Source organism: uncultured Methanobrevibacter sp. (assembly GCF_905235195.1).
Classification (GTDB): Archaea; Methanobacteriota; Methanobacteria; order Methanobacteriales; family Methanobacteriaceae; genus Methanarmilla.
Genome location: NZ_CAJOKH010000036.1, coordinates 1 through 23,148, shown reverse-complemented (window position 1 = coordinate 23,148; position 23,148 = coordinate 1). Strand labels below are relative to the sequence as shown.

At 27.1% G+C, this 23,148-nt stretch carries 15 protein-coding genes and 2 pseudogenes; 8 read left to right on the top strand and 9 right to left on the bottom strand.

Features of this window, described 5'->3' with window-relative positions:
- The first annotated feature begins 231 nt into the window (after positions 1-231).
- The 7 genes from QZ146_RS05470 (at position 232) to QZ146_RS05440 (ending at position 11,440) form a co-directional block, all read left to right on the top strand.
- Complete coding sequence (locus tag QZ146_RS05470; RefSeq protein WP_295722654.1) at positions 232-1,548, top strand: prephenate dehydrogenase; 1,317 nt, start codon at positions 232-234, stop codon at positions 1,546-1,548.
- A gap of 475 nt (positions 1,549-2,023) precedes the next feature.
- A complete protein-coding gene (locus QZ146_RS05465) occupies positions 2,024-4,240 on the top strand; it encodes a CDC48 family AAA ATPase (RefSeq protein ID WP_295722653.1) in 2,217 nt (738 codons plus the stop codon).
- A gap of 593 nt (positions 4,241-4,833) precedes the next feature.
- Positions 4,834-6,108, top strand: coding sequence for a phosphomethylpyrimidine synthase (thiC, locus tag QZ146_RS05460; RefSeq protein WP_295722652.1), 1,275 nt, complete (start codon positions 4,834-4,836; stop codon positions 6,106-6,108).
- A 48-nt stretch (positions 6,109-6,156) separates the two neighbouring features.
- Positions 6,157-7,806, top strand: coding sequence for an ATP-dependent DNA ligase (locus QZ146_RS05455; RefSeq protein WP_295722651.1), 1,650 nt, complete (start codon positions 6,157-6,159; stop codon positions 7,804-7,806).
- Positions 7,807-8,115: 309 nt separating this feature from the next.
- Positions 8,116-8,511: an OB-fold nucleic acid binding domain-containing protein gene (locus tag QZ146_RS05450; RefSeq protein WP_295722650.1), complete on the top strand. Its 396-nt coding sequence runs from the start codon at positions 8,116-8,118 to the stop codon at positions 8,509-8,511.
- A gap of 761 nt (positions 8,512-9,272) precedes the next feature.
- Positions 9,273-10,634 carry a phosphoglucosamine mutase gene (glmM, locus tag QZ146_RS05445; protein ID WP_295722649.1) on the top strand — a complete coding sequence of 454 codons (1,362 nt, stop codon included), beginning with the start codon at positions 9,273-9,275 and terminating at the stop codon, positions 10,632-10,634.
- 194 nt (positions 10,635-10,828) lie between these two features.
- Positions 10,829-11,440, top strand: coding sequence for a hypothetical protein (locus QZ146_RS05440; RefSeq protein ID WP_295722648.1), 612 nt, complete (start codon positions 10,829-10,831; stop codon positions 11,438-11,440).
- Positions 11,441-11,782: 342 nt separating this feature from the next.
- Here the strand turns inward: QZ146_RS05440 and QZ146_RS05435 are convergent, their stop codons facing one another.
- The 7 genes and pseudogenes from QZ146_RS05435 to QZ146_RS05405 form a co-directional block, all read right to left on the bottom strand.
- Positions 11,783-12,919, bottom strand: a complete 1,137-nt coding sequence (locus QZ146_RS05435) for a tetratricopeptide repeat protein (RefSeq protein ID WP_295722647.1) — start codon at positions 12,917-12,919, stop codon at positions 11,783-11,785.
- Positions 12,920-13,230: 311 nt separating this feature from the next.
- Complete coding sequence (locus QZ146_RS05430; RefSeq protein WP_295722646.1) at positions 13,231-13,941, bottom strand: anaerobic ribonucleoside-triphosphate reductase activating protein; 711 nt, start codon at positions 13,939-13,941, stop codon at positions 13,231-13,233.
- 243 nt (positions 13,942-14,184) lie between these two features.
- Positions 14,185-15,285 (bottom strand): histidinol-phosphate transaminase, encoded by a 1,101-nt coding sequence (gene hisC / locus QZ146_RS05425; protein WP_295722645.1) that lies wholly within the window; start codon positions 15,283-15,285, stop codon positions 14,185-14,187.
- Positions 15,286-15,375: 90 nt separating this feature from the next.
- The gene (locus tag QZ146_RS05420) at positions 15,376-15,858 is read right to left on the bottom strand and encodes a gamma carbonic anhydrase family protein (protein WP_295722644.1); all 483 of its coding nucleotides are present in this window, start codon (positions 15,856-15,858) and stop codon (positions 15,376-15,378) included.
- 301 nt (positions 15,859-16,159) lie between these two features.
- Positions 16,160-17,438, bottom strand: a pseudogene (gene glmU, locus QZ146_RS05415) (bifunctional sugar-1-phosphate nucleotidylyltransferase/acetyltransferase).
- Positions 17,439-17,606: 168 nt separating this feature from the next.
- Positions 17,607-18,952, bottom strand: a pseudogene (gene glmM, locus QZ146_RS05410) (phosphoglucosamine mutase).
- Positions 18,953-18,974: 22 nt separating this feature from the next.
- Complete coding sequence (locus tag QZ146_RS05405; protein WP_295722643.1) at positions 18,975-20,213, bottom strand: 2,3-bisphosphoglycerate-independent phosphoglycerate mutase; 1,239 nt, start codon at positions 20,211-20,213, stop codon at positions 18,975-18,977.
- Positions 20,214-20,503: 290 nt separating this feature from the next.
- Here QZ146_RS05405 and QZ146_RS05400 point away from each other — a divergent pair, with 290 nt between their 5' ends.
- Positions 20,504-20,671: a rubredoxin gene (locus QZ146_RS05400; protein ID WP_295722642.1), complete on the top strand. Its 168-nt coding sequence runs from the start codon at positions 20,504-20,506 to the stop codon at positions 20,669-20,671.
- Between the two features lie 356 nt (positions 20,672-21,027).
- On the opposite strand, the gene QZ146_RS05395 is transcribed toward QZ146_RS05400, so the two are convergent.
- Complete coding sequence (locus QZ146_RS05395) at positions 21,028-21,726, bottom strand: TIGR00297 family protein (RefSeq protein WP_295722641.1); 699 nt, start codon at positions 21,724-21,726, stop codon at positions 21,028-21,030.
- A gap of 254 nt (positions 21,727-21,980) precedes the next feature.
- Entirely contained in the window at positions 21,981-22,556 is a 576-nt protein-coding gene (locus QZ146_RS05390; RefSeq protein WP_295722640.1) for a 30S ribosomal protein S3ae, read from the bottom strand.
- Positions 22,557-23,148 lie beyond the last annotated feature (592 nt).

Here is a 23,148-nt window from a genome sequence, read left to right as displayed (position 1 = left end):
TAATTAATTTTTTAAATATAATTGTCTTTATCTAAATTTAGTATAAAAATTATAGATAGTAGTTAAATAAAATAAATTAATTTATTTTAATTTAATGCTTTTTTTAATAATCATTACCTTAATTTTAAAATTTTAAATAAATAATTTTATATTAGAAGAATAAAAAATTATAATGAAAAAATATTAATAAATTAAACAAATTAAAAAAAATCAAAGAATTTTGTGGGTATAATGAAGATTGGAATTATTGGTGGAACAAAAGGTCTTGGAAAAACACTTGCATCATACCTTAAATGTGAAAACTTTAATGTGACTATTACTGGTAGAGATAAAAAATCAGGAATCGAAACCAGTAAAAAATTAAATGTAGACTTTACAACTGATAATGATTATGTTGCAAAAAATTCAGATATACTTATTATTGCCGTTCCAATAGCAAATACTGTTGAGGTGATTAAAAACCTTGCAGGGAAAATGAAAAAAGGATCAGTTATGATTGATGTTACATCAATTAAAATGAAACCTACAGAAACTATGGAAGAATGTTTAAACAGTGAAGTAGAGTTTATACCAACCCATCCAATTTTCGGACCACGTACACCTAGTTTAGAAGGACAAGTAATTGTTTTAACTCCGACTGTAAAAGGAAAATGGTATCCCAAAATTTACAATTTTTTAAAAAATAAAAATATGAGAATAATTGAAACCACACCAGAACATCATGATTATATGATGGGAATAGTACAGGTTTTAACTCACTTTTCATATATTTCAATTGCATCCACCATTGAAAAATTAAATATTAATCTTAAAGATACAGAAAATTATGAAAGTCCTATTTACAATCTAATGATTGATATAATTGCACGTATTACATCACAAAACCCATATTTAACTTATTCAATCCAAACCGAAAATAAAAATGGTAATCATATACGTCAAAGTTTTATTGATGCTACATGTGAAATTAAAGATGTGCTATTAAGAGAGGATGAAGAGAAATTTAGAGAAATTACCATTAATGCAAAAAAACATATGGGTGATGTTAAAGCAGCACTTGGAAGAAGTGATAAAGCAATTGCCGCATTAACTAATGAAGAAAAACAACTACATTCATCTATTGGAAGAGAAATAGGTCTCCAACACATCTACTCACAAAGTGTTCATGTTGGTATTGTTAAAGAATTAAAAGACGGTTTTGTAATACTTAAAAGTACTCGAAACAATAGTAATAGAGAATACAAATTAAAAATATCTAATATTATAATACTTACAGAAGAAGAATTATTTGAATGGAAGAAGAAAAATTGGAAAATTTACACATATTCTATAAGTTGTCTCTTTGAAGAATGTTCAGATAGTACTATAATTAAAGATACCCTATTGAAAGTTCCAAATATTTCTTCTGTAAAATTAACTGATACCTATAATGGGCCACAAATTGATAAGGGTAAAGTCAGTTATACCTTTGAAATTGAAAGTTTATCTGAAGAATCAGCTGAAGATATTAAGGAATTAATTTTAGGATTTGGAGCCAAAATTAGATAATAACTCTATTTTTCTTTATTTGGCTATTATTTAATTAGGTTTTTTAAAATATATAAACTTATTCTTTATTTAATTTAAACAATTACTATTTACTTTTAAAATAAAGAAATTTTTTAAAATAAAATAATAAAAGTATTACTATTTTATAATAAAATATTACTAAAATCGAAAGATTTATATATATTCGCCAACAATTTAATTATAGTTACAAAAAGTAACTTAAAAAAAATAAAATATAAAATTCAAATCAAAAGTTAAATAATGATTTATTTTATATAAATAAAATTTAAAGCTTATAATTAATAAATTATATGAAAATAATATAAAAAAATTAAAAAGAAAGAATTATAATATTTTAAGTACAAAAGGTTAATAAATTATAGCTTTCATATAAAAAATAAAAAAATAAATAAATTATAGCTTTCATAAAAAAATATAAAATTTATTAAATTATCACATTAAGGAGATGATTATTATGGTTGATGATAATATCAAAACCCCAACATTGAAAGTTGCAGAAGCATTATCTCAACGTGATATTGGTCAAGGAATTGTAAGAATTGACCCAAATGCAATGGGAGAATTAGGTCTTGAAGAAGGAGATTTAATTGAAATAAAAGGATCTAAAACCACTGCTGCAACTGTTGTTTCATCACAATCTGATATAGGTCTTGGAATTATAAGAATGGATGGTACTATTCGTAAAAATTCAGGTGCATCAATTGGTGAAGAAATAGAAGTAAAAAAAGCAAGTGTAAAAATTGCTAAAAAAGTAGTTCTTGCACCAACTGAAAATAATGTGAAAATCCAAGGAGATATTAGAGGATTATTCTTAAACAAAGTAATGACTAAAGGAGACATTGTAGGTTCTGGTATTAAACCTCCAATGATGCAAAATCAAGGTGGAAATCCATTTGATGATATGTTTAATAATTTTATGGATATTTCCCCGATGGGTGAGTTAAAATTCGCTGTTGTATCCACCCATCCAACAGGAGTTGTAAAAGTAGGTCCTAATACACAAATTGACCTTCAAGATCATCCTGTAGATATATCTAAACTTGAAGGTGTAACTAATCTTGTTAATGTAAGTTATGAAGATATTGGTGGTCTTAAAGAAGAAGTAAGAAAAGTTAGAGAAATGATTGAAATACCTCTTAAAAGGCCAGAACTTTTTGAAAGATTAGGTATTGCACCACCAAAAGGAGTCTTAATGCATGGGCCTCCTGGAACTGGTAAAACTTTACTTGCAAAAGCAGTTGCAAGTGAAAGTGATGCTCATTTTATTTCAATAAATGGGCCTGAAATTATGAGTAAATATGTAGGAGGATCTGAAGAAAACCTTAGGGAATTCTTTGAAGAAGCAGAAGCAAATGCACCATCTATTATATTTATAGACGAACTTGATGCTATTGCACCAAAAAGGGAAGAAACCCAAGGTGAAGTAGAAAGAAGGACCGTTGCACAACTTCTAACATTAATGGATGGTCTTAATTCTAGAGGACAGGTTGTTGTTATTGGAGCAACCAATAGACCAGATTCATTAGATCAAGCACTTAGAAGACCTGGAAGATTTGATAGAGAAATCGAAATAGGTGTTCCAGATAGGGAAGAGAGAAGAGAAATTATGGAAATTCACACAAGAACTATGCCTTTAAGTAAGGACGTAGAGCTTGATAAAATTGCTGAAAGCACCCATGGATTTGTAGGTGCAGATTTAGAGTCATTATGTAAAGAAGCTGCAATGAGAGTAGTTAGAAGAATCATACCTGAGATTAATAAATCTGATGAAGAAATTCCAGAAGAAACTCTTAAAAAGATTATTGTTAATAACGCTGACTTTAAAGAAGCATTGAAAGAAATCCAACCTTCAGCTTTAAGAGAAGTTCTTGTACAAATACCTGATATTAAATGGTCTGACATTGGTGGACTTGAAACTGCAAAACAAGAATTACAAGAAGCAATAGAATGGCCGTTAAAATACCCAGATAAGTTTAAAAAATTCCATGTAGAACCTCCACGAGGAATTTTATTATATGGTGATCCAGGAACCGGTAAAACTTTACTTGCAAAAGCAGTTGCAAGTGAAAGTGATGCAAACTTTATTGCAATTAAAGGTCCTGAACTTTTATCAAAATGGGTTGGAGAATCAGAAAAAGGAGTAAGAGAAGTATTTAGAAAAGCAAGGCAAACTGCGCCTACTGTAATCTTCTTCGATGAAATAGATTCTATAGCAAATACACGTGGCGATAGCGGAAGTTCTAATGTTACTCAAAGAGTAGTCAATCAATTACTTACTGAAATTGATGGAATGGAAGATTTACATGATGTTGCAATTATTGCAGCAACAAACAGACCAGATATTATAGATCCTGGTTTAATGAGACCTGGAAGATTCGACAGACACATTAAAGTTGAGACTCCAGATGAAGAAAGTAGGCTTAAAATCTTTGAGGTACATACAAATGAAATGCCTCTTGCAGATAATGTAAAACTTTCAAAATTAGCTAAACGTACTGAAGGATATGTCGGAGCAGACATTGAAGCAGTATGTCGTGAAGCTGCAATGTTAACTTTAAGAGAAAGTATGGATGCAGAAAAAGTTGATATGAGTGCATTTAATGAAGCTATGGAGAAAGTTAAACCTAATGCATTTAAACAAAGCCAAGATGAAATGGTTCAATATCTCTAGATATTAAATATTTTTAACCTCCAAAAGAAATAAAAATAAATGGAGAAAATAGGGATTTAAATCCCTATCACTATCCATTACAAATTAAAAATAAAATTCATAATTAAATTTACAATTGACTGTTTAATATGAATAAACAGCCAAAATACATTATAATATTATAATATTTATTTTAAATAAAAAAAAATTAATCCTCCTTAATAAACTAAGAAAAAATTAAATTAGTACAGAAAAAATAAATATTATAATATTATATATTCCAAAAAAATAATAAACTCTTTTTATCCTATTTAAAATAATTTAATAAATAATAATTTAACAAAATGAAATTATTAAATAATAATTAAATAAATTAATAAAAGCATTAAAAGAATTTAATAAAAAACTAATTTTAAAGAAAAAATTCTTAAAAAATATAAACTAATAAATAAATAAATTTTATTGAAATTCTTATTGAAATTTAATTAAATTCTAATTGTAATTCCAATTAAATTTTTTTAAATACCAATGAAAAACTAATACTAAATATTAAAGATTAAAATTTAGAAATTAATGAATTAAAGAACTTTAAATCATTTTTAAAGAGGGATTAAATGACTCAAATGAGTGAAGCTATAAAAGGTAATATTACCCCACAAATGGAAGCTGTTGCAGAATATGAAAGAATGGAAGTAAATAAAATTCTTCATGGGCTAGCTAATGGTACTATTGTAATACCTAAAAATATTAATCGTGACACTAATACTTGTGGTATAGGAGCTGGCCTTACAACTAAAGTTAATGCAAATATTGGTTCATCAAGTAAAATTGAAGATTTAGACCTTGAATTGAAAAAGGCAAAGCTTGCAGTAGAATATGGTGCAGATACAGTTATGGATTTAAGTACAGGGCCTAAACTTAATGAATTTAGAAAATCAATACTTAATGAAATAGATGTTCCACTAGGAACTGTACCGATTTATGAAGCTGGAGTTCATACATTAAATAACAATAAAGAAATTATTGATATGGATAAAGATCTATTCTTTAAAGTTATTGAATCTCAAGCAAAAGAAGGTGTTGATTATATGACCCTTCACTGTGGCATAACTAAAGAAATTATTCCTAAAATCCAAAATCAAAAAAGAAAAATGGGAGTTGTATCACGTGGAGGAACCTTTTTAGCATCATGGATATTACACAATGAATGTGAAAATCCATTATATGAAAATTACGATTATTTACTTGAAATAGCATATGAGTATGATATAACCTTAAGTTTAGGAGATGGACTACGTCCTGGATGTTTACATGATGCAAGTGATATTCCGCAAATTCAAGAACTCATAACTCTTGGAGGACTTGTAAAAAGAGCACAAGAAGAAAAAGTCCAGGTAATGGTTGAAGGACCAGGACATATTCCACTAAACCAAATAAAAGCAAATATGGAAGTTCAAAAAACATTATGTCATGGTGCACCATTCTATGTACTTGGACCAATTCCAACAGATATTGCACCAGGTTATGACCATATAACCTCAGCAATTGGTGGAGCAATAGCTGCATCAAATGGAGCAGATTTCCTATGCTATGTGACCCCTGCAGAACATTTATCTTTACCTTCACTTGAAGATGTTAAAGAAGGTGTTATTGCAACTAAAATAGCTGCTGAAGTTGCAGATGTATCTCTTGGTCTTGAAAAAGCTTGGGAGAAAGAAAATGAAATGTCACAAGCTAGACGGGATTTTGATTGGGATAAACAATTCGAAATTGCACTTGATTCATCTAAACCAAGAGTTTATAAAGATAAATGTAAAATAGATGATAATGAAATGTGTGCAATGTGTGGAGAATATTGTGCTGTCAAAATAGCTAAAGATGATTTTTAAATTTAGAATAATAAATGAACCGAATAATAGAATATTTAGGAAGATAAAATGAAATATGAAGAATTAGTTAATATTTATGAAGCATTAAATGCTACTACAAAAAGATTAGAGAAAACTGAAATATTATCTAATTTTCTTAAAACTGTAGATAGTGAGCTTCTACCACAAGTAACACTTATGTGCCTTGGAAAAGTTTTCCCTTCATGGAGTGAAGAGGAACAAGGAATTGGAGACAAACTTATAATGAAAGCAGTTGCAGATGTAGCTGGTGTAAGTGTTCTGGAGGTGGAGGATAAAGTTAGAGACAAAGGAGATATTGGTGCTGCTAGTGAAGTACTTGTTAAAAATAAAAAACAGATGACTTTCTTCTCACAACCACTTACAATTGAATTTGTCTTTAATAATCTTAGAAAATTAACTGAAATCTCAGGTAATAGATCAACATCACGAAAAATTTCTATTATTCTTGAATTATTATCTTCTGCAAGTGCTGTTGAATCTAAATACATTTGTAGAACCATTGTTGAACAGTTACGTATTGGTGTCGGTGAAGGAATTATTAGAGACGGAATAGCAGGAGCATTTTCCATTGATAAGGAAATTGTAGATAGAGCATCTATGCTTACAAATGATTTAGGTCTCGTTGCAAAGGTAGCAAAAGAAGAAGGTGGAGAAGGCCTACAAAAACTAAATCTTACACCAGGAAAGCCTGTTAAATTAATGCTTGCACAATTATCTGAAGGAATTGATATTAGTATTAATGAAATGGGTCTTGCATTATGTGAGACTAAATATGATGGTATTAGATGTCAAATCCACAAACATAATGGAGAGGTTACTCTCTTTACACGTAGACTTGAAAATATTACAAAAGCAATTCCTGAAATTGTCGAAGAAATAAAGATTGCTTTTCCAGATAATGATTTTATAGCAGAAGGAGAAATAATAGCTACCCGTAATGGAAAGCCTTTATCTTTCCAACATATTCTACATCGTGTAAGACGTAAATATAATATTGAAGAGACTATGGAAAACATACCTGTAGAATTATACTTATATGATTTATTATATTATAAAGAGCCTTTAATCGATAATCCAATTAAAACAAGACGGGAAATTTTAGAAAGTATTGTAACTACAACAGATATGGTTCATTTAAGCAAACTTGTATTGTGTAGTCCTGGAAATATTGATGATGCAAAACAATTATTTGAAGAGTCAATTAGTGGAGGCCATGAAGGAATTATGATAAAAAATGCTTATGAACCATATATTCCAGGTATTCGTGGAAAGAAAATGCTTAAATACAAAGCAGAACCTGAAAACTTAGATGTTGTAGTTATTGGAGGAACAAAAGGTATTGGAAAAAGAGGAGAATTTATCGGATCTTACCTTATTGCACTACAAGATGAAGATGAAAATCTTAAACCAATAGCTCAAGTAGGTACTGGCCTTAGTGATGAACAATTAGAAGAGCTAACACAAAAAATGGAAGAATATAAAATTTCTCAAAAAGGTACTAAAATTACAGTAGAACCAAAAATTATTTTTGAAATAGCTTATAGTGAAATCGTAAAATCTCCAGAATATGAAGCGGGTTATTCGTTGAGATTTCCCGTAGTAAAAAGAATAAGAGAAGATAAAGGCCTTAAAGACATTGATACAATTGAAAGACTTGAATTAATGTATAAAGCTTAATAATTTTTTTATAATATTTTTCTAGATTTTATATAAAAGATTATTATATTAATCTTTTTTTTATTAATTTTCAAATATATATTGATTTTTTTATTTTTCAAAATCAAATAAATCTCATCAACTATTTTTTCTTCGATGCAAAATAAAATTAAAAAATATTTTAGAATTTAGAATTATTTTAAAAATAAAAATTATTTAAAATACAATCTTATTTTTTAAAATAAATGCTTAATTTAGTTTAAATTAAAAAAGGTTTATATACACTCACCTACAAGTATTAAATAGAATTCAAAATCATAAGGTATGATTATGATACTAGGTGATAAGGAAATATATAAAATTGCACTTATTACAACAATTATTGGAGTTATTGGACTGATAATAAGCTCTAGTTATATAGAAACTAAAGAACTAGAAATTGGAGAAATTACTAGCAATAATATTAATGAAAAAATTTCTGTAAATGGAGTAATAAGTGAAATTAAATTTTCAAAAAATACTGATACATGTTTTTTAACACTATATGATGGAAGTGGAAAAATAAATATAATAGTATTTGAGTCTGGCCTTAAAGATTTTGAAGATCATAATATTAACATTAATCAATTTAAAAATAGAAAAGTAAAGGTTACAGGAACTGTAACTCAATATAATAATGAATTAGAACTAACCATTGATGATATAAATGGATTAGAAATTATTTAACTAAATTACGATTATAAATTAAACATAGTTTGATTTATAAAAAAAGTAGAGGTTCAAAATTTCCCTTAACTCAACCCCTCACCTACAAAAAAATTTTGAAACATGTCTTTAAATTTTAAACCTTTATTAAAGACATTCTCTACTTTAAATTTCTTAATACGTGCAGAATTTAACTGACAAAACTCTTTTTTTAAAAAAATTCTGCATTATTAAGAATATAAAACTAATAAATTAACTAGAAATATAAAATTATAGGATGAATAAATTTTATAAAATAAAAATTATAATTCTATGAATTATCCTAATTTCTTAATGAAGTTTTAAATTTTAAATATAAATAAAAATTAATAATAGTCCTATTTTCTAAAAGAAAATTAAAAGGTTAAATCTTCATTTTTTAAAATATTAGACTTTGTAGAAATCATATTGATTTTTGCAAAAATTTTTATAAAAATCAATTTTTTTTATGACCTTAATGTTTGAAATGGATCTTAATTTTAATTAATTTTATTTTTTATTGTTTAACTAAAATATAATAAATAGGAGGATTTCTACAAAGCCAAATATTATTTATAACTTATCTATAAATTTTTAAAATTAAGTGAATAACTAAAAAATATTAATAATTAAAATAAAATAATAATAATATAATAATAATAGTTTACCTAAAAAGTAAAAAATTAATAAACAATTTAAACAAACAAATGAAAATAATATTAATTGATTAGAATTTAATTATACAATATAATAAAGGAGATAACATGTCTAAAAAAAGATTATTTGGAACTTTCGGTATTCGTAGAATAGCAAATGAAGAAATGACTCCTGAATTTGCATCTAGACTTGCAGCAAGTTATGGTACATTAGTACAAGGAACTGTTGCTATTGGTGGAGATACAAGAACAACAACACCTATGCTTAAAAATGGAATTGCTGCAGGATTATTATCTTCAGGATGTGACGTAGTAGATTTAGGAATACTTCCAACACCTGCAATACAATATGCAGTTAGAAACTATTATGATGGTGGAATTATAGTAACTGCATCCCACAACCCTCCAGAATATAATGGTCTCAAATTTGTAGATGAAGATGGAATAGGTACAAGGGATGATATGGAAATAAAAATTGAAGATATATTCTTTGATGGAGAACCTAAAAGAGCTAGTTGGAATGAAATAGGTAAATTTTACACAAATAACACTATTATCAACGAATATATTACAGAGGCAATTAAGGGCGTAGATATAGAAGCAATTAAAGATGCAAAATTAAAAGTAGTTGTAGATACAGGTTCCGGTGCAGGATCCTATACTGCGCCATATTTACTTAGAAAACTTGGCTGTGATGTTACAACTATTAATTGTCAAGCTGATGGACACTTCCCAGGACGTGACCCAGAACCAATTGAAGAAAATCTTCAAGATTTAATAAGTACTGTAAAAGAATTAAATGCAGATATTGGACTTGCACATGATGGAGATGCGGACCGAACAATATGTATTGATGAATTAGGGAATTTTGTCTTAGGAGATAAAACATTTACACTTGTTGAGAAGGCAATGCTTAAAGAAAATAATGGAGGAACTATTGTAACCACAGTTGCAACATCAACTGCAATCTATGATATTGCAGAAGAATATAATGGAGAAGTTATTGCAACTGCAGTAGGAGATCTTCTTGTTGCAAGAAAACTTAAAGAAACCAATGGTCTTTTTGGTGGAGAAGAAAATGGTGGATTAATCTTTCCGGATTTTGTTTATGGAAGAGACGCTGCAATGACTGTTTGTAAAATTTTAGAGATTATGGCAAAGGAGAAAAAACCATTATCCCAACTTGTAGGAGAACTTCCAGTTTACCATACAGTTAAAATGAAAACCCATTGTCCAGATGACCAGAAAGAAAATGTCATGACAAAAATAGCTGAAGAGATTAAAAACACAACAGATTATACACTTGATACAACTGATGGTGTTAAAATCCTTAAAGATGATGGCTGGGTGATTATTAGACCTAGTGGAACAGAACCAATTTTCAGATGTTTTGCTGAAACTGATAATATTGAAAAATCAAAAGAAATGACCGAATGGGGAATTTCTCTTGTAAATAAATATTTAGAATAAATTGCATATTTTATTCTAAATTAATTCTTTTTTTAAATATTTATTTAAATCAATAAATTTAAAATTAAAATAAAACTAAATCTAAAAATAAAAATAAAATCAAAATATCTTCATAAATAATTAATCATTAATATTTAAGATTTTAAAACTTATTTTTAATAATATATTACACTTTTAAATACCAGGCTGATAAAGTGAAATGTCCTAATTGTGGAATGGAAAATACAGATAGTGCTAATATTTGTTGTAATTGTCAATACGACCTAACAAGTATAAATAATAATTCAAAACACAATGGCAAACGTAAAATCGATATTGATAAAAATGCCGATTTGTTTACTATTATAATAGGTATTATATTTTTTGGAATCTTTTTATTTATATTCTCAGAACTTATAAAAGGATTTTACACCGAAGGAGTACTTGATTATACTGGATATTTAGGGCTTATAATAATTATTTCATTATTTTTATCTAGTTTTGTTATTAGCATATATGGATGTAGAGATTTTACTGATGGTGTAAACAATATCCTTGGTTTTTTATTAATTATAGTTACTGTGATAATTTTATGTGGAGTTTTAAGCTATGTTAATAATAGTGTAATTTCAAGTTCAATTACAGAAACTGTAAATCAAAGCGTTGATATAAGTAGTCTTTCCTCCGGAAGTTCTGTTATGCTTAATCGGATAAATTTTTTAGAACTCTTCATATATCTTATTGGTGGTGTAATTAGTAGTTTTATTGGAGCATATATCTCAATAAAAATTAAAACCCTTATTTTAAAAAAAAATATTGATAAATAAATTGATATATACAAATTCTACTTACATAAAGATCACTATAAAAAAAATCCTCTAAATAAAAAAATCCTCTTTTTATAAAAATTGTATAAAATAATAAAATTAAATATTATAATTTAAAATGAATAAAATTTGAAGTGAAAATAAGGTATGAAATAATTAAAATAATGGCAAAATAAAACAAAAGTTAAGTGAAAATATATAAAATAATAAAAGATTATATTAATAATTAAAATAGTGTGAAAAAAATATTGAAAATTATTGTCTAGAATATAGATGTACATATATGCATATGTATAGCTAAATCAAATTAATAGAATAAATTAAGTTAAAATTATAAAAACCCTAAAAGTTTTCAAGACATTCTATTTTAAGGATTTTAGCATCCTCATTATTTGGATCTATTGCCAAAACTTTAGTAAAAAGGTTTTCAGCTTGTTGAAACTCACCAAGTTCCATTAAAACAACACCTTTATTAAGTAAAAAGGAAGTATTATCTTTTTCAATAGATATGGCCTTATCATAACAATTTAAAGCTTCATTAAATCTTCCAAGCTCTAAAAGAGCATTACCCCTACGGTTTTGAGCAACTGCACTTATTTGAGAATCTTCAAGACATAATTCTAAACCCTTATCATATGCTAAAAGTGCATCTTCAGGTCTTTCAAGATCAGTTAAAATATCTCCAATAGCATTCCACACTTCAGGATTAGTATCATCAATGTTTAAAATAATATTATATACTTGAAGTGCTTCTTCAAGATTACCTAAAACTTCTAAAATAAATCCTCTCCAATATAGAACAACTGTGTTTCTTGGATTAATTTTAATTGCTTTATCATTTGCTTTTAAAGCTTGATTCGGATTACCTGAATTTAAGTATGCAATAGCTTTATTGTTCCAAATATATTCATTATCTGATTCAATAGCTAATGCTTTATCATAACATTCTAAGGATTCTTCAAATTTTCCAAGCCTTGAAAGATTATCTCCCTTTTTATTTAAAAGATAAACATCATCTGTATCAAATTTTAATGCTGCAGTATAACATAAAACTGATTTATCGTATTTACCGCTATCAAATAGAATATCTGCCCTTTGAGTTATCATTGCCTTTTCATCAATTTTTTCTCCTTCCCAATCATCAACATCTAATTTTTCAAAATATATAATCTGAAAAACATCACTATCCTTTAAGGGTTCAAGATACATTTTTTTAAATTCCCGAACCATATCTTTAGCATCCTCGTAACCTTCTTCTCTAGCTAACTCATCATTTGATTTTAAATCACCATAATTGATTAAATCTATATCTGTAACCTTAGCTTCAAAGATTTTCGTTTTCTCTTTAGATACTAAATTCCAATAACAATAGAGACGGTCCCCAACTTTAAGAGGATGTTTCCATATTTTCCGGATAGTCATCCGTTTACTTCCAGTAATAATATTAATATTCTGACTTCCGAAGGATAAAATTGGCATGAAAAACTCTCAATTCATTTATTGCTAGTATAATAGATTAATATAATTATTTTAAAAAAATATCAGAAATTTCAAAATAAATATTTAACATAATATATTATCTTTTATATTATATATTAAATTTTCATATTATCCAATAAAGTATAAAAAAATAGTAAAAAATTGGATAATATATTAATTAAGTTATTTAATTAATAGATAAAATAAGTCATGAATTTATAATGAATTAAAAGATATATTTAGTATATTTTAGTATAATTAATAATAAATTTATTAAAATACAGATTAAATGGAATTTATAGAAGTTTAAATTATTCGATTATCTCATCACCAAATTCAGCTGTTTTAAGCTGAACTTCAATATTATTTAAGTGATATTTTTTAAGAAATTGTGCAAATTCTCTCATATCTATGGGATTTGGAGAATCGATTTTATATAAATGTTTATCAAGAACATTTCTATTTCTAAATTGTTGGAGAGTGAAAATATCACATTGGACTATTTTTGAAATAGCTTCCAAATCTACAAGAGACATTAATTTTGGAACATATGTAGTTCTACATTCTAAAATTAAATCATCCTTATTATATGCCATTTCCATGGATTTTTTCACGTCCAAACCTATATCTGCACCGATAACATCCTTATACCTATCAAAAGGAACCTTAATATCAAGTGCAAGATAATCTATCCAGTCCAGTAAAGGTTCTAATTTTTCTGGATAAACTCCACTTGTATCTAATTTTGTCTCAAGACCTAATTTTTTAGAATATTTGAAAATCTCTAAAACATCTCTAGCTTGCACTAAAGGCTCACCACCAGAGATTACAACAGCATCAATAAAATCATTTGAATCATCAATAAGATTAAAAACTTCTTCTAATGACTTTTCAGATTTATCTTCAAGTAACTCGCCATTTTGACAATATGGACATCTTAATGGACATTGTGATAAAAAAATAGCCAGTGCAATTCGTCCATGATAATCAACACTTGAAATAACAGAACCGCCAAAATACATAATATCACAATATACTCCAGATAAAAATTAGGATTTAATAATAAATAAACATTATATTTATAATTGTTTATTTTATTCTAATATATACTTTACCCAAATAGAAAATAAGAATTTAAAAATTTATTAAAAAAAATAAAGATTATAAAAAATATTAAAATATAAAAAATTAAGAATTTAAAAATTGTATTAAATCATCATATAAACAAAAATGAATATAAAAAATAATGAAATAAAAATATAAAATTAATCAAGAATTGTATGTAAAACATCAATGAATTTTTTATTATCTTCCATTGTTGCAATACTAATTCTAATCCAATACTCATCAATTCCCTTAAATGAGGTACAGTCCCTTACAATCATACCCTTTTCCATTAATTTCCTTGTTAATCCTGCTGCATCATAAGTTGAATTATGAACATCAATTAACATAAAATTTGATTTAGATTCAAGTACTCGAAGATTTTCAAATTTAGAAACTTCCCTGTAAAGATAATCTCTAGATTCTATACCTTTTTTAATTGATTGAGAAATATAATCTTTATCTTTAAGTGTTGCAAGACAAGCAACATAAGAAGAACGTGTAAGAGAAAATACTGGTTTAATTCTATGCATATATTCAATTATTTCAGGATTAGATAAACCATAACCTATTCTTTGACCTGCAAGACCCATAACTTTAGACATTGTTCTTAAAACAAATACATTATCATATTCCTTGATTAGATTTGCTTGAGTTTGCTTAGAATATTCATAGTATGCCTCATCAATAACTACAAGAGCGTTAGGAGCGGTTTCTATAATTGTTCTTAAATCTTTCTCACTTACAAGAGTACCTGTTGGATTATTTGGAGAGCAGATAAAAATTAATTTGGTTTTATCGTTTATTGCATCTAAGACAGAATCCAAATCTAAAACATTATCTTGAAGATTCCATTTAGCATAGACTGGTACTCCCCCATATGGTTTAAATAAAAATTCATAGTATGTATATGTTGGAAGAGGAGTTATAAATTCATCACCAGGATTTATAAATGTTTTAGCCAAAATATCTATAATTTCATCTGCACCATCACCAGATATAATAATATTATCTGCATCCAAATTGGTGTATTTAGCAAATTCTTCTTTTAATTCATGTAAGTCTGTTTCAGGATAACGATTTACATTATATGCTTCAGTTCTAATAGCTTCTACTGCCTTAGGGGATGGCCCCCATGGATTTTCATTAGAACCTAATTTTACAATATCCTCTTTTTTTAAATTAAATTCACTAGCAATCTCATCCTCAGACCTTCCAGGTACATAAGGATCTAATTTCTTAACAGCATCTCTTACATCCATTAAACCACTTCATAATAATAAAATTTAATAAATTAAGTTAAATAAAAAGTTTTTGAGTTAAATAGGTTTTAATTAATTTATTTAATTAATCTAATCATCAAAATTATATTCTTTTGATAATCTTACATAATGATTAGCATTTTCTTTAATTGATTCAATTTGTTCTTGATTACATTCTTTTACAAGTTTAGCTGGAACTCCTAAAATTAAACTTCCTTCAGGAAATTCTTTTCCTTCACTTACTACTGCTCCAGCACCAACAATTGAATTTTTACCAATATGTGCATCATTAAGTATTGTAGCATTCATACCAACAAGCACATTATCTTCAAGAGTACATCCATGAACAACAGCACCATGACCTATTGTTACATTTTCCCCAATAGATAAAGGTTTACCTTTTGTTGCATGAAGTACACAATTATCTTGAACATTAGAATTTTTACCTATTTTAATTGGTGCTACATCACCACGAACAACAGCACCATACCATATAGATACATTTTCTTCAAGTTCAACATCACATATTACATGAGCACCCGGAAATATTACAGTATTATTATTAATTTCCATTATTTTACCTCACAATAAATTATATAAAGTTTTAAATTAACTAAAATAATCATGAATTAATTAATTCAAAAATATATTTTAATTTTTTTAATAAATAAAATTTATTGTAAAAATAAAAAATTAAATTAAAAAGTTTAAAATTAGAAAAATTCAAAAAAGAAAATATAAATAAACAGATAAACTAAAAAAATGTAAAATTATAAGAAAATGGAAAGATTAAAAAAATAAGAAAAAGAAGAAAAGTAAAAAAAATAAGAAAAATAATTAAATAAAGTATTGATTAAAAAAGAAATAAAAATGCCTATTCGTTTCCTTTATGCTGGATAATGTGTTCTTGTTTTTCAAGTACTCTTGTATTTGAACCAATATCCTCATTAAGCAAAACATTAGAACCTATTGAAGAATTAGAACCAACTTTTACACCAGGACTTAAACTTGAATTAATACCTGTTTTAGTATAATCTCCAACAATAGCACCTAATTTTCTCCTACCACTATCTATTTTTTTATCTTTAACAACTGTTTTAACAGTTTTATTATCAAAACGTAAATTTGCAATATTAGTTCCTGCTGCAATATTACAATGAGAACCTAATACACTGTCTCCTACATAACTTAAGTGACTAACGTTAGTATCTTCCATAATAATTGAGTTTTTAATCTCTACAGCCAACATGTACATTATCACCAAAATAAGAATTTCCCCTTATATAAGAATTTGGTCCAATATCACAGTTTTTACCAATATAAACAGAGCCTTCTATATATACTCCAGATTTAATAATACTTCCTTCCTCTAAAACAAGTTCTCCATGAATTGTTACACCTGTTTCAATTTTACCCTTAATATTGGTTTTAATTTCACCAAGAAGTTTTTCATTGATTTCAATGAGTTCCCATGGTTTTCCAATATCCAACCATTCTTTTTCAGTTGTATATCCTTTTACAAATTTACCATCTTCAATTTGCATTGATAAAGAATCAGTAATTTCATATTCTCCACGAGGAGATTCTGGAGTTTTTTCAATTTTTTCAAATATATCCTTATTAAAAATATATATTCCCGTATTTGCTAGATTACTTGGAACTTTATCTTTTTCTGGTTTTTCAACAATATTTACAACATGATCATCTTTAATTTCAACTACTCCAAAACGTGTTGGATCTTCGACTTCTTTTAAAACCATTAATGTATCAGGTTTAGATTCTTCATAATTTGAAATAATTTCAGATAAAATAGATACATCTAAGATAATATCTCCATTAAGAACTATAATACTATCTTCTATAAAGTCTTTAGCATAACCTATTGCATTTGCGGTTCCTTCTAAATCTTTTTGTGTCATATAAGAAATATTAACTCCTAAATCTTTTCCATCCTTAAAATAATTTCTAACCATTTCCTCTTTATATCCTACAATTAAAAGAATGTCTGTTACACCACAATCTCTTAATGCTTCTATATTATATCTAATAATTGGTTTTCCCGCTACAGGCAACATTGTTTTTGGCTTAGTGATTGTTAAGGGTCTCATTCTAGTTCCTTCACCTGCACTTAAAATTACGGCTTTCAAATTAATTCCTCCTTGGTTTAAGAATATAAATTAAAAAAATTATCAATGAATATTACTATTTATATTATTTGTATATTACATAATTATTTAATCTTAATAATTATTAAAGTAATTTATTTTATTATAAAAAAATTAGTTATAGAAAATAATTGAAAAAATAAAAAATTAATAAAATTAAGATATATGTGATTTGATTAAATCAACACAAATTTCCTTCATTTCATTTGCTTTGTTTTCATCAGGAGATTCTAAAGTAATTCTTATATAATTTTCAGTCCCAGATGGACGTACTAAAACCCAACTACCATCATTTAAACTTAAACGAACACCGTCAATATTATTAACTTCTTTAATATCATCAAAGGCATTTTTCATCTCTTCTTCCATATTTTCCATTATAATTGCCTTTTCTTCATTAGAACAAGTTACTTTTTCACGGATATTTGGATAATCATCCATGTTAGATAATAATTTTGAAAGAGGCCCTTTGTGAGAAACTATATTTGCAAGTCTAATACCAGATAATAATCCATCAGGACACATACAGAAATCAGGATATAACCATGTACCTGAAGGTTCTCCACCAAAGCTTGCATTATTTTTAATTATTGCATCAGCTACAGCAACATCCCCAACAGGAGTTCTTAAAACTTTACCTCCCACTTTTTCAAGTTCAACATCCATTACAAGACCTGCATCAACTGTAGTTACAACGGTTCCTCCAAATTCAGCAGCCATAAGTGCAAGTAATTTGTCGAAATCTACTACCTTACCATTTTCATCTACAGCCATCATACGATCTGCATCACCATCATGAGCAATTCCAAGATTTGCACCTGTAGCCTTTACAACCTTCTTAAGAGAACCTAAATTTGCATCATTTGGTTCTGGATTTCGACCTGGGAAAAAACCGTCTACTTGTGAATTCAATGTGATTACATCACAACCAGCACGTCTAAATAATATTGGCTACCTGCTCCTGAAGCACAGTCAATTACAACTTTAAATCCAGGTTTAATATTTACCATAGTAAGTAAATCTTCCATATAGGTTTCTTGAATCTCATTATCTTCTTCAATAGAACCTATATTATCCCATGATACATTTTCATATTTTTTATTAAGGTAAATCTCTTCTATAGTCTTCTCCTGCTCTGGTGTATAAGCCATAGCATTAGTATTCCATAATTTAATGCCATTATATTTAGAAGGATTATGTGATGCTGTAATCATTACCCCCGCATCTGCAGATAATTTTTCTGTTGCATAACCTACAAGAGGAGTTGGAACCATACCAATTTTTATAACATTTAATCCACTTTCAACAAGTCCTGCTGTTATTGCATGTTCTAACATTTTACTTGTGGTTCTTGTATCATAACCAAGTACAACTGTTCCATTACCTCCAAGATAGTAAGCTAAAGATTTACCTACATTTAAAGCAAGTTCAGAAGTAACTTCACTACCTATTTCTCCCCTAATTCCAGAAGTTCCAAATAGCTTTTTACCAACACTAGCCATATTTTAACCCCAAAAAAATTATTTATGCACCAAATTTATGTGCATAATTCATATAATCCATCATAATGTTCATTACATCAGCCCCTCTGATTCTTGAAAGGCCGCCTCTTGCAACAGCAACTTCACTATATTCACAAACATCATCTACTCTAACTTCAGGACCTCTAATTAAAACAGGGACAGGATCGCCTGTATGGTTTTTAACCGATATTGGAGTAGAATGATCTGCTGTAAGGAAAATATAAACATCATCCAATTTTAAAAGTTCACTCATAACAACTTCATCAACTTTTTCAATAAATTCAAGTTTCTCCTTTATATTTCCATCATGACCTGCCTCATCTGCACCGTCAATATTTATTAAGAAGAAATCATGGGAAGAATTTTTAACCTGATTAATAATTGTATCTCTAATATTATCAAGATTAGTATCTACCCCACCAGTCACATCTTCCATTTCAATAATATCCATTCCTGCAAAACGTCCAATACCCATAATTAAACCAGTTTCAGCAATACAAGCAGAATTAACTTCATATTTATCGTTAATTGCTTCAACATCAGGAACTGCTCCTGCACCACGAGGAATAACAACATTTGCAGGAGGCAAATTATTTTCAATCCTCTCAAGATTTGCAGGATGGTCTTTAATCATTTCATAAGTTTTATAAACAATTTTATTTAATAAATCAGCAGTTTTTTCTGCTTCAGGACTTCCATCTAAAGCTTTAACCTTTGCAGGTTTTTTACCTTCTACTTTAGGGTCTGCATCAGAAACTTCCCCAGATAAACCTTCACCTCTAAGTACAAGTACTGCACGATGACCAGTAGATTCTTTAAATATTATTTTAATATCTTCATAACCTTCAATAACCATAGTATTTAAAACATCTACAAGGTCTTTAGTACCTTCTCTTACTCTCCCAGCACGTCTATCAGTTACTATATAATTTTCATCCATAGTTGAAAAATTACATCTAAATGCTATATCTCCTGGAATAACATTTAATCCTACACCTGAAGCTTCAAAAGGACCTCTTCCAGTATATACAACATAAGGATCATAACCCAAAATAGATAAGTGTGCAGTATCGCTTCCAGGCCTAATACCTGGAGCAATTGAATCCATAATTCCAGTAATACCCTCTTTAGCCATTCTATCCATATTTGGAGTATTAGCTGCTTGAAGAGGAGTTTGATTGTTAAGCTCTTTAATTGGACGATCACCCATACCATCCATTACCAATATCATTCCTTTCATTTAATCACCTAGAAAATTTAAAGATTTATATTAAATTTAAAATCAAATAATCCGAAAATATTAGATAATAAGAAAATTTAATCAAAATTTTAAAAATCTTAATAAAAATATCATTTAAGATTTTAAGTAAATATTTATGCAAATATAATTATTATTTTAAAAACATATATAATTTATTTATAATTTAATTTGAAATAAAAACAATAATTATTAATAGTATAAATAAGAAATTAAATTTAATTAATTCTAATATATAGGAATTAAATTAACAAAAAGCGAAGTGGTAAAAAATGGCAAGATATGTATGTATGTACTGCGGATATGTCTTTGACGAAGAAGCTGGTGATGAAGCACATAATATTGCACCAGGAACCAAATTAGCAGATATGCCTGATAATTGGGATTGTCCTGAATGTCACCAAGGAAAAGATGCATTCGTTCCTGAAGAAGAAGCTTAAATTTTAATTTGATTTAAAATTTAATAACCTTCTTTTTTTATTTTTAAATAAGATTCAAATAAATTTTCTAATTTTATTAAAAACTTTTTAAAGTTTATTAAAGGTTTTTTAAAGTTTTTAAATTTTTTTAAAATTTTAATAATCCTACTTTTTTAAAAAAAAAAGAAATAATTAATTAAAATAATAATCCTACTTTTAAAAAAAAAAGAAATAATTAAATTAAAATAATTAAATAATTAATTAACTAATAATCTACTACATATTAACTAATTACCTATTAACTAATTAACTAATTACCTATTAACTAATTAACTAATTACCTATTAACTAATTAACTAATTAAATATATGAATAAATTAAAATGTGCATAATATACCTACTATAGCACCAGTAATAGTTGCAAGAAGATTTACATGTTCATTATTTATAATATTTCTATTTTCAAGTAAAGCTCCAAGAATACTATCCATAAAACAACCAAAAGTACCTGAAATAACACTGATTTTAAGTGCCATTAATGGATTTGGTAAGAGTCCAAGGAAATAAGAAGCTAAACCAATAATTGCAGAACCAACTATACCTGCAGAAGTTCCTCTAATAGATATTGCCCCATTTGTTCCCGCAGGAACTTTTTTAAAGGTAGTTATTAAACGAGGATTAGATAAAATACCTAATTCACTTCCTAATGTATCAGATGTTGCAGTTGCAATAGCACCAATAAAACCTCCAACAAATGGAAGATAGTAACCTCCAAATGCAGCCATAATAAAAGCTACAACACCATTGGAAATAACATTTTTAGCAGTTCTTCTACCTTCAAATTCTCCAAGACGTTTTTTATAATCTTTTGAGTAGTATGTAGCAATTAGCCCCATTATTAAAAACAGAACAATAATTGCTAACCATCGAATACCTGCTGAAAGTAGGATGACTATACCCATAATAATCATTACAAGTGATCCAAAAAAGTCCAAAGCCTTTCTTTTATAAATAAAAGCCCCCATAATAAATAAAAGAATCACAGCAACCCAATTTACCCATACCATATCTTGCATAAAATCACTCAAAAATAATTAATAAAAATATTATTAAAATCTTATTTAATTATTAAATAAAAAAGATTTTGTTTTATTAATAAAAGTATTATATATAATCTTATTTAATTATTAAATAATAAATATTTTGTTTTATTAATAAAAAAATATTATAATTATCTAAGATAATAAAAAATCTAATTTTTAAAAAAAAATAGTATAAGGGAAATAGTAGTCTAAAATAAAAAAAAAGAAGTTTAAGAAAAGTTTTAAACTTAGTTAAAAACTTTACTTTTAATAATTTCTACTCTGTTAAGAGGGTATATTTTTTTAGCATTATGATAAATTTCAGAAGCTAATTTACCACTAGTTAAAACATCAATAAATTCTTTAAATGATTTTTCACTTGCTGATTCTGCAACTAAATTTTCAATAGTTTCCCTCATGAATTTTTGTTGGGAAGATTTAGCTCTTCTACTAGTTACAGCTAAAACATGAACTTTAATTTCACGATCATCTTTAGTAGTTACAATAACAGGAGCATCAATTCTACTGGTTCCTCTTCTAATCATACTTCTAATACGGTCAGTAGTGATTTTATGTCCAGTAAATTTAGTATTTGCTACAGTACCTGCAACATTATCAATTTCAAAATGTAATTTAATATATTGTTTGGAAAAATCACCAGTTAATTCCCTCATAGTAACATCGACAGTTCTTCCAGGTAAAAATTCCGGATCTCTTGCTGGGGTTGAACCAATTTCTTTTTCCCCAAATTCGACCGGGGTTTTAATAGTATACCAAGATTTTTCTCTCCAAGTATCACGTACTCTACGTCTAGCTTTTGCCATTATATCTCCTCATTAATTTTTTTAAATCCCTTAATTATATAATTGTAATATTTAATAAAAATATAAATCGAATAGGATTATGAATTATTTTTTAAATATTGTAAAAATTAGATACTGCTATCTAATAAGTTAAATTTTAATATCAGCTAAAAAACTAGTTTTCTCTAAGATTGAATGAAAATAAATAAATCTAATTTAGAAAAAATTTTCTCACTAAGATTAGATTTTATAAAATACATAAAACAAAGTACTATATTCTATAATTGTCAAATAAACATAGAACACTCTATTAAACAAGATAAAGAGTTATTTTAATTTTCCAATCTACAATCCAGCTGATATGGACTCAGTCCATTTATTTTTAAAAGTATTTTGAAATAAAAGTTTTAATAAAATAAAACCCGCCCTAAAAGGTTATTTTAATCTTTTATATTTATCATATATAAAACTTTGTTTAAAATATTTTATAAAAAAATTAAAAATTTATTGAAAAATGTATTTGTCAATTTGTTAGTTGGTAATTTTGTTTTTGTGATTTTTTAGGTTAAAATTTTTGATTTTTTGCTTTTTGCGAAAAATTTTCATAAAATAT

Excerpts from the sequence above, each read along its gene's own strand:
- QZ146_RS05470 (WP_295722654.1), top strand. The coding sequence starts at position 232 with ATGAAGATTGGAATTATTGGTGGAACAAAAGGTCTTGGAAAAACACTT.
- QZ146_RS05465 (WP_295722653.1), top strand. The coding sequence starts at position 2,024 with ATGGTTGATGATAATATCAAAACCCCAACATTGAAAGTTGCAGAAGCA.
- thiC (WP_295722652.1), top strand. The coding sequence starts at position 4,834 with ATGACTCAAATGAGTGAAGCTATAAAAGGTAATATTACCCCACAAATG.
- QZ146_RS05455 (WP_295722651.1), top strand. The coding sequence starts at position 6,157 with ATGAAATATGAAGAATTAGTTAATATTTATGAAGCATTAAATGCTACT.
- QZ146_RS05450 (WP_295722650.1), top strand. The coding sequence starts at position 8,116 with ATGATACTAGGTGATAAGGAAATATATAAAATTGCACTTATTACAACA.
- glmM (WP_295722649.1), top strand. The coding sequence starts at position 9,273 with ATGTCTAAAAAAAGATTATTTGGAACTTTCGGTATTCGTAGAATAGCA.
- QZ146_RS05435 (WP_295722647.1), bottom strand. The coding sequence starts at position 12,919 with ATGCCAATTTTATCCTTCGGAAGTCAGAATATTAATATTATTACTGGA.
- QZ146_RS05430 (WP_295722646.1), bottom strand. The coding sequence starts at position 13,941 with ATGTATTTTGGCGGTTCTGTTATTTCAAGTGTTGATTATCATGGACGA.
- hisC (WP_295722645.1), bottom strand. The coding sequence starts at position 15,285 with ATGGATGTAAGAGATGCTGTTAAGAAATTAGATCCTTATGTACCTGGA.
- QZ146_RS05420 (WP_295722644.1), bottom strand. The coding sequence starts at position 15,858 with ATGGAAATTAATAATAATACTGTAATATTTCCGGGTGCTCATGTAATA.
- QZ146_RS05405 (WP_295722643.1), bottom strand. The coding sequence starts at position 20,213 with ATGAAAGGAATGATATTGGTAATGGATGGTATGGGTGATCGTCCAATT.
- QZ146_RS05400 (WP_295722642.1), top strand. The coding sequence starts at position 20,504 with ATGGCAAGATATGTATGTATGTACTGCGGATATGTCTTTGACGAAGAA.
- QZ146_RS05395 (WP_295722641.1), bottom strand. The coding sequence starts at position 21,726 with ATGCAAGATATGGTATGGGTAAATTGGGTTGCTGTGATTCTTTTATTT.
- QZ146_RS05390 (WP_295722640.1), bottom strand. The coding sequence starts at position 22,556 with ATGGCAAAAGCTAGACGTAGAGTACGTGATACTTGGAGAGAAAAATCT.